We start from the raw sequence: 7854 nt of genomic DNA, 5'->3' as shown, positions 1-7854 counted from the left end.
GAAATTATTGTATGCAGGGATACTAAAGCGTCTGAGCGATGGACACATCCGGTGCAGAATTGGAACCTCACACTGTCGCAGTTGGCAATCCATTTTGAGGGTCGACTGGATGATCACATCGCGCTATGATTTTTAGCTGACACAGAATATTGAACACCCTCGCTGATGAACAAGAACATCATATACCCAATCAACTTGAAGATGCAGGCTTGAGCTGTACCTCCGCTAGCCGATTATGTGCTTTATTCCGGCTTATTTTCTGCCTGATATTTCTCAAACTGCTCCTCATTATTGATGTTCTTTCTGTGTACATCTGCATGAGTTTCAGGGTTCAAATTTCGCCCCTTGGTAGGGTCTAAGACATCCTCCGGGTCTGTATGCAGTTCCTTGGGATTAACATGATGAAATGCAAACCCTTTTTTTCTTTCCTCACTTGTTACTTCATCTATGTTCACACCTCGATCGTCTCGGAGTTTCGGAAGGGTCTTGGCTGTGAATGAATCAACCTTCCTTCTCATATCCTGCGCCTCAGGTGAATCTGACACATTAATGAGAGAGTCTCGTGAATATTGAAGTAAGGCTTGCTTTTCAGCATCTCTGACTTCTTGTGATTTCTTATCGGCTAAACCCACTACCGCAGAGCTATGAGCGTAATTTTTACCGTCAAAACTTCTTTTGTCAGCATCTGGAATCTGGTTTTCAAATATAAAAGCAGCTTTCGGCCCAGTTGTTTGAAAATTGTTGGAAAGGCGTCTTCATCTACGTAGTTACACCATTAGCTCCAAGCTTTACTAATTCACCAACTTTCGAATCGATCTTGTCGTATTTTTTTTGTTCAGTTAACTCATTTCTTCTTTCTGGCTTTTTGTACTCAAAGTCAACCGGCTTTAAAGTTACAGGAAGCTTACTCGTACTCTTCTTCTCCTCATCATTTGGCATGTTTTTTCATCCTTGAATAGATTTCGTTGACTTTTGCTGTGGCCTCATCCGCTGATAGGTGCTTGCAACGGTCAGAATGAAGTATTTTGACCAAAGAATTTCGCCATTCTTTCGCCTTGGATTTTGACCCATACATTTCTTCTTCAATACCAAGAAAGTCGGCTCTTTTTTCACCATCAACATACAATAATACGAAAATCAAAAAGGTTTCTTTCGAATGAAAATAATCATCATATGAAAACTTATTGCTATCGCTTGCATCATTATTGACTTCAATATCTGTATCGTTAGTTTCTGCCATTTTCTTCTCTTTGGTTGGCGTAGATGACTGTAAGCATAAATATTATACATGAAGCTGCTAAATAAGCTGCCTAAAGTAAGAACATCAAAGATCTGTTATTCGCTCAAAACGGAAAACCATATATTTGGCTTATTAACGTTAGTTGTTGTTACTGGTCACAACAGCTAGTCAGAAACACACACGATTCATTCATCTATTTGGCCAATCGCACTAACGGGGATCTTTAGCATGTTAGCTCTATGAAGTTTTCTGGAGCTGACAATGAGAACCCCCTTGTTACCTTGGTTCATCCTATGGGTGGCCATCCCAATCATTATTTTCTTTCTATTCATCTTGCCCGCTCATGCCAGTGATGGGGCATTTTATCAGCGTGGTCAGGAAGGCTGGTTTTGGTATCAGGTCATTCCTGAGCCAGCGGAGCCTAAAGAGCATTTAAAGCAGGAATTTGGTTCCGTTGAGTCCAGTCAGGACGAGCTAAAGCCCTTTAGTGCTGCATGGTTTCGAGAGCACATGCAGTCGTTCATGGACAAGGCAATTGATGAGCCGACGAATGAAAACGTCAGGGCCTATCTTTATCTACAGCGCGTCATGATGGATAAGGGCTCACTATTTGCTGATGTTAGTCAGCAGGTGGTCATGGGCGATCCTGTTTTGGATGAAATCAGTCGCAGACCCTTGGCGACTTATGCCGCCAATCGGATGGACCGTGAAGCTGGCGCTCAACGTGATGTAGCTTTAGGTGAAGTAGCAAAGCGAGCAGGCTTGTTCTTCTTCTATCGTTCGGATTGCCCTTACTGCCACGCTCAAGCGCCTATCATCGAGTCAATGGCTTCGAACTACGGTTTCGAGGTGTTTGCTATTGCTGTCGATGGCTTGCCTTTACCTGGTGGAGAATTTCCTAATTACAAAGTTGATTCAGGACAAGCGCAATCCTTGTCCGTTACGACTGTCCCTGCCGTGTTCTTGGTTGATCCGCCTAATGTCATCACTCCGATTGGCCAAGGCGCAATGAGCCTTGATGAGCTCAATAATCGAATTATTCTCGCAGCCCATCAAGCCGGTTGGATTGACGATCAAACTTACTATGCCACCAGACCTGTTCAACCGGCGTGTCACTCGCGATGTCAGCCCAAGAGCTTAACGAAAAGATATTACAGGATCCTGAGTTTCTTGTTCGCTATCTGCGTGCACAAGGAGGGTTATAACGATGAAAAAAGTATTCCGAGTATCTCTAATCGCCTTTGCGATTGGTTTTTCGTCTGTGAGCCAAGCAAGCTTGCAACAGGAGATGAATCAGTTATTTGGTTCAATGACCAACACCACTGCGCCTGGCGTATTCGAGAGTCAGCGGCGTGGCGTTATATCTGGCGGAAGCGTTGTTGTTCGTAACAGGATCATGAACGAGAACCTCGTTTCTATGGTGCCTCCGTCATTCCAAGCCGGTTGTGGCGGCATTGATATGTTCGCTGGAAGTTTGTCATTTGTTAATGCAGATCAGTTTGTTCAATTACTTCGCTCTGTTGCTGCAAACGCCAAGGGATACGCATTCCAATTGGCGCTAAGTGCTATGTGTGAGAAATGCTCCCAGCACATGGAGACACTGCAAAAGAAAATCCAGCAATTGAACGAGTATTTCGGCAATTCCTGTCAAATGGCTCAGGGAGTCGTGAACGATACCCTGGCTGCTTTTGGTAAAAAGGGGCAAACAGAAGCCAGCATGTTGAGCTCTCTTAAAGGGGCTGGAGACATTTTTACCAGTTGGAGTGAGTCCAACGGTAAGAACCCATACGAGAACGCTTCAAGTGTCGCGGCATCTGATGTGAACAAAACGATTAAAGGTAACTTGGTCTGGCGAGCACTGAAACGTCACTCGGCATCAAGCTGGTTTGCATCGGGGGATGACCGTTTTCTTGAATCGGTTATGTCGGTGACTGGTTCGATCATCGTTGGTGATTTAGCCAATGCCGCTGATGGCCAAGGTAAAGCCCCAAAACTGACCAGACTAAATGGCAATAAAGTGACTATTGAGCATCTAATTCATGGCGGAAACGTCGCTATGTACCGATGTGACACAGTGACGCAAGACGGTTGTCTGAACCCGACAATTACTAACGTGACTCTGACTGGGTTATCAACTCAGGTAGAAAATTTACTTCTTGGTACGGGTTCTAGTAATGGCATTATTTTTAAATTTGCTCGAAATACAGGGGCCGCTAGCACCACCGAAAAGGCTTTTATGTCCTCGGCTCCTGCTAGTATTGGCGGCATGATTCGAACACTTTCTGCATTAAATGAAGGGGCTGCTAGGTCGTTTGCTTCACGAGCGGCACCATTTATTGCTGTTGAGATGGCCCGAGCATTAGTTGAAGACATGCATAATGCAGCTAGAAGCACCTCTGGTGTGGAAGATCATGCCTATGCGAAGTTGTTAACTGAAGATCTTGAGCGTGCACGTCGCCAAATCAATGAGGAGTACGCCGCGTTACAGCGAAGATACGGCTCAGAGCAAGAGTTGCTGGCGCATTTTAACCAGGTGATTCAGACCATTCGCAAACAGCGTTATTACACCGTCAAATCTACGGCACTGGGGGAATAGGTCATGTGGGAGATCTATTCAATTGGGGATTCGGCTTTTTTAGAGCAAGTTCTGAATGCGGTTGCGATGATTACTGGTACAGGCGACTTTACCTCAATGGTTCGCATTGGCTTGCTTATTGGGGTATTGATGGTCTCTGTTCAGGCCTTAATGCAAGGTGGTCGTGGGATTAACTTTCAACACGTTTTAGTCTCATGCTAGTCTTTGCAACCATGTTTGGACCCAGTACCCGATTGAGCATTGAGGATGCATACACGGGGCAAGTTCGAGTGGTTGATAATGTGCCCATCGGTGTTGCTGCTGCAGGCAGTACGATTTCGACTGTTGGTTTTCAAATCACGCGATTGTTTGAAACGGCGTTCTCAACTCCCGCCATGACGGAATACGGCTTTGCATCCAGTTTGCAGTCACTGATTAAAGTGAGAAAACAGGTGATGGATCGCTCTGGGTTGGGTGATGCAAATCGTGTCGGCGGCTCGGACATCGAACAATCGTGGTTTAACTACATCAAAGAGTGCACCTTGATTGGTATCGACATTGGCCAAAAGAACCTCGATCAGGTGCTGAGTGATCCTAACCCGATGACTGCGATTAGGTTTGATTCGCGCATATATGGCACACGCATCATGCTCAGTGGTAGCAGTAGCGATCTGGACTGCACCGAAGCCTACAGCCAACTGAAACTCATGACAGAATCAACCTTCATTCCAAGGCTTAAACAGGTTCTGTCAGCCTCATTGGGGACTTCGTCAGCCACTGACACTGATGACGTGATCCGAAATGCACTGAATAATCTTGGTCTGGCTTCGGTTAACACCCAAGAGTACATGACCGCGTCAGTGCTTTTGCCTATTTATGAGCAAAGCGTAACGGGCAAGTATATGGATGATCAAGCTTTCACCGCTGCCGCTATGGTTAACCAGGCGATTGAACAGCGCAATACACAATGGGCGGCGGAGCAGACTCTGTTCCAAAGTATTGTTCGTCCGATGATGACGTTTTTTGAGGGCTTCATTTACGCCATCACCCCATTGATGGCCTTTGTGATTGCCCTTGGCCAAATCGGGATGCGAATGGCCGGGAAGTACTTGTTAATCCTGCTTTGGATTCAACTTTGGATGCCTGTCATGGCCATCATTAACCTGTATATTCATTTAACCGTTGCGGGGAAAATGTCGGCACTTGATGCGTTTGCAGGTACGGAAGTGCCATCTTTTGCTGGGATGATGCAGATGGATTCAGTACTGCAAACCTGGATAGCTACTGGCGGCATGTTGGCGTCGAGTGTTCCGGCGATTTCGCTCATGCTCGTGTATGGCTCAGCAATAACCGCTACCCACTTGGCTGGACGTCTTCAAAACGGTGATGCCATTGATGAAAAGATGGCAAGTCCAGATGTCGCGAAAAATGCCCCGGTAATGCAATCACAGTCAATGTTCCAAAATTCAGCTCTGTCGTCTGTCGATGACCGGTGCGTCAAACCTACTAAGCAGTTTCTCTGTCGGAAACGCAGTGGGTTCAATGGTCGGCTCTGCAAAAGAATCCATGACTCAGGCAACTCAAGCCTTTAGCCGTCAGGTTGGCAATACCATGAGTCGAACCTTTGGTGAAAAGCTAAGTTACGACAACCTTTCTTCGGTTGGACGTCAGATCGGCTCTTCTAACTCCGGATCTAGCGCCGTTGTTAATCAGGTCACTGATGACCTGCAAACTCGGTATGGTTTCGGAGACGATAAAAAAGATGCTGTACGTGGCTTGGTATCGGGCGTGTTATCGGGAGGTCTAAGGGTCGGTGGCGATGGAACCATTACTAATCCCGGTGAGAAAGAAGTTGCTGATAAGGGTTTACTTGGAAGGCTTCTTGGTACGGGCGGTAATGATTCTCCACAGGGCAACTTGCCAGGAGTCGATAAGCCAGACTCATCTCGTGTACCAAAACTATCAAGGGTACGAGCAGGGCTGGATTTAGGTGGAAACTTTAGTGGCCAAGTTGAGTCGTCAGAAGGCAGTTCTCGATCTACGACCGCAAATACGCTCACAGGGGAGATGCAAAGCTTGGCTTCGAGTGATTCACGACGTGCTGAGTATCGCGATGCGATGGTTAAGGACCTTTCAGATTCAAGACGTTCTGGCGTTGAAATGTCGTTGTCTAATCAAGACTATCAGTCACTTCAGAGTTCAGCACAAGACGTTGTCACGGCATCAAACCGCTTTAGTGAGCTTGATCAGGCCAGCTACAGTCTATCAGGACAAAGAAATACGGATGGTGCGACGTTAACTCGATTAGCAGCGGATAACCCTGAAGTCATGGATTACTTAGGTCGCTATATGAACCAACATGTTGAAGCAGGTAATCGACTACGTGAAAACCTTCCAATGTATCAGCGCTTGCTACCTGATGATAATCAGGCGTATGTAGCCGCAGCTATGGAGTCTTTAACCTATAGCAACTCTTCAACGCCCGCTGAACGAGACAATGATTATCAAGCAGCAATGACTGTTATGGCCATGGCTACCGGAGCCGATTTACGCTCGATACAGCCACGCTCTAATGAAGGCTTGTCATCAACTGTCCCTACTTTTGGTGGTATTCAAAGCCAAGTCGAATCGGGTGTACTGGAAGGCTATGAGGATGCTGCAACAGTTCAGACGCAGTTCAATTCAGCTCAATCAGCTTACCAAACCAATCTGTCTGGTATAGATGGACAGTTGAATGCGCATCAGCAGCAAGCCCAGCAGGCCGTAGCTTCTGACACAAGTACCTATCAATCTGGACTAAACAGTGAAGCTGGATCTCAGTGGCGATCACGCATTATGGCTGATGATAGCGGAGTTTCTGGTGCTGAAATGTTCTTCAACAGCGCCAGTGCTATTGGTGATTTCAGTGGCAAGCATACTGATGCAGCACTGAATACCTTGAATCACTTTGGCGAAGACTATGAGAGTTACAAGGAGCAAGCGCTTGAAGACCCTGGCTCACGAGGTTTCTTGCACAATGCAACGGTGGCCAGCAAATCAACATGGGATGGCTTAAAAGCAGCCGTTGATGCCGGAACCTCTTTGGAAAACCCATTGACTGCGTTTAATGATGCATACAGTGGATCGAGTTCGCAGTATGCCTCCGAAGTAAACTGGGGCACTAAGTCTGAAGCCATGTTGGCTGGGGCATTCGGTGCGGCAGTTAACAATCGATATGGTGAGTTCTTAGAACAGTATGCCGATGATTTTAAACAGGAAGCATACAGCGAAGGGCAGAGAATGGGATTGACCCCGATTCAAAGTCAGGTGTTCGCTCAAGCTTTCAATGAAGGTTTGGCGGGGCGCGTATTCAACTCTGAAGACTCATCGAGTTGGTCGCCTGAAATGCTTGGCCTAAGGGAGCAAATGCTAAATGAGTATCGTCAAAAGGATGAGAGTGGCGCTTACATCCCTGACAGTGTGTCCGAAGAAGATAAAGCATTTGTGGATAAGCAGATAGCGGTGATCTCAAATGCATCTCTTGCGGGAGATTATGCTCAGAACAACTTGATCGATATTAGGGCCTATAACCAGGCATCTGGAAGGAACTAAAAATAGAAGGTAGCCAGCTTGTGATGGGCTGGCTATTTTTTGGGCTTTTTGGGATACCTTGGATAAAAGCCATCAAAAAACGAATGGAGCTTATACCAATACCATTTTTCTTCAATGCTCAAAGCTCTACCCGAATCTTTAACTTGGCTGCTCAAGAATCTAATTCCAGTACAAATAGCTAAGAAAAAGAGCCCTAAACCAACAATAGTCCAACTCGCTTGCCAATATGCGATTGTTACAAGCATAGTGATGATGGCTATAAGACCGATAGGACTAGCAGTTGCTTTGAATCCCAAGTAGCTGAACAAAACGACGGTGCAGAACAGAAATGGCAAAGCCGCTAACTTGGCAGATGCCGTTAATATTTCTGATGGAAAAAAATGAGCCGCAGCCAAAGTCACTAGAAAGAACCCGCCAGTGATATAAACCAGCAGCGTGCTGGTAAAGA

The 7854-nt window shown here is 46.1% G+C and carries 4 protein-coding genes and 4 pseudogenes; 4 read left to right on the top strand and 4 right to left on the bottom strand.

Annotation, left to right across the window (positions count from 1 at the left end; genetic code table 11):
* A pseudogene (locus tag DZ54_RS24795) lies at nt 1-129 on the top strand (IS256 family transposase); the annotation flags it as partial.
* A gap of 113 nt (nt 130-242) precedes the next feature.
* On the opposite strand, the gene DZ54_RS0108415 reads toward DZ54_RS24795, so the two are convergent.
* From DZ54_RS0108415 to DZ54_RS20215, 3 genes are all read right to left on the bottom strand, one after another.
* Nucleotides 243-632, bottom strand: coding sequence for a hypothetical protein (locus DZ54_RS0108415; protein ID WP_025673748.1), 390 nt, complete (start codon nt 630-632; stop codon nt 243-245).
* Nucleotides 633-759: 127 nt separating this feature from the next.
* Nucleotides 760-939, bottom strand: coding sequence for a hypothetical protein (locus DZ54_RS0108410; RefSeq protein WP_025673747.1), 180 nt, complete (start codon nt 937-939; stop codon nt 760-762).
* Complete coding sequence (locus tag DZ54_RS20215; protein ID WP_025673746.1) at nt 929-1240, bottom strand: hypothetical protein; 312 nt, start codon at nt 1238-1240, stop codon at nt 929-931. Before DZ54_RS20215 ends, DZ54_RS0108410 begins: the two co-directional genes overlap by 11 nt.
* 261 nt (nt 1241-1501) lie before the next feature.
* Between DZ54_RS20215 and DZ54_RS20210 the strand changes: the two are divergent.
* From DZ54_RS20210 to DZ54_RS20205, 3 genes and pseudogenes are all read left to right on the top strand, one after another.
* Nucleotides 1502-2445: pseudogene (locus DZ54_RS20210) on the top strand (thioredoxin family protein).
* A 2-nt stretch (nt 2446-2447) separates the two neighbouring features.
* Nucleotides 2448-3836 carry a conjugal transfer protein TraH gene (locus DZ54_RS0108395; protein ID WP_025673745.1) on the top strand — a complete coding sequence of 463 codons (1389 nt, stop codon included), beginning with the start codon at nt 2448-2450 and terminating at the stop codon, nt 3834-3836.
* A gap of 3 nt (nt 3837-3839) precedes the next feature.
* Nucleotides 3840-7406 (top strand): annotated as a pseudogene (locus DZ54_RS20205) (conjugal transfer protein TraG N-terminal domain-containing protein).
* A 32-nt stretch (nt 7407-7438) separates the two neighbouring features.
* Here the strand turns inward: DZ54_RS20205 and eexS are convergent.
* Nucleotides 7439-7854, bottom strand: a pseudogene (eexS, locus tag DZ54_RS20200) (entry exclusion protein EexS); the annotation flags it as partial.

Source organism: Salinivibrio socompensis S35 (assembly GCF_000513715.1).
GTDB lineage: Bacteria > Pseudomonadota > Gammaproteobacteria > Enterobacterales > Vibrionaceae > Salinivibrio > Salinivibrio socompensis.
The sequence above is the reverse complement of the archived record's forward strand: the minus strand, read 5'-3'. Positions and strand labels throughout refer to the sequence as shown.

Coding starts and splice junctions, on each gene's coding strand:
- DZ54_RS0108410 (WP_025673747.1), bottom strand. CDS start 939: ATGCCAAATGATGAGGAGAAGAAGAGTACGAGTAAGCTTCCTGTAACT.
- DZ54_RS20215 (WP_025673746.1), bottom strand. CDS start 1,240: ATGGCAGAAACTAACGATACAGATATTGAAGTCAATAATGATGCAAGC.
- DZ54_RS0108395 (WP_025673745.1), top strand. CDS start 2,448: ATGAAAAAAGTATTCCGAGTATCTCTAATCGCCTTTGCGATTGGTTTT.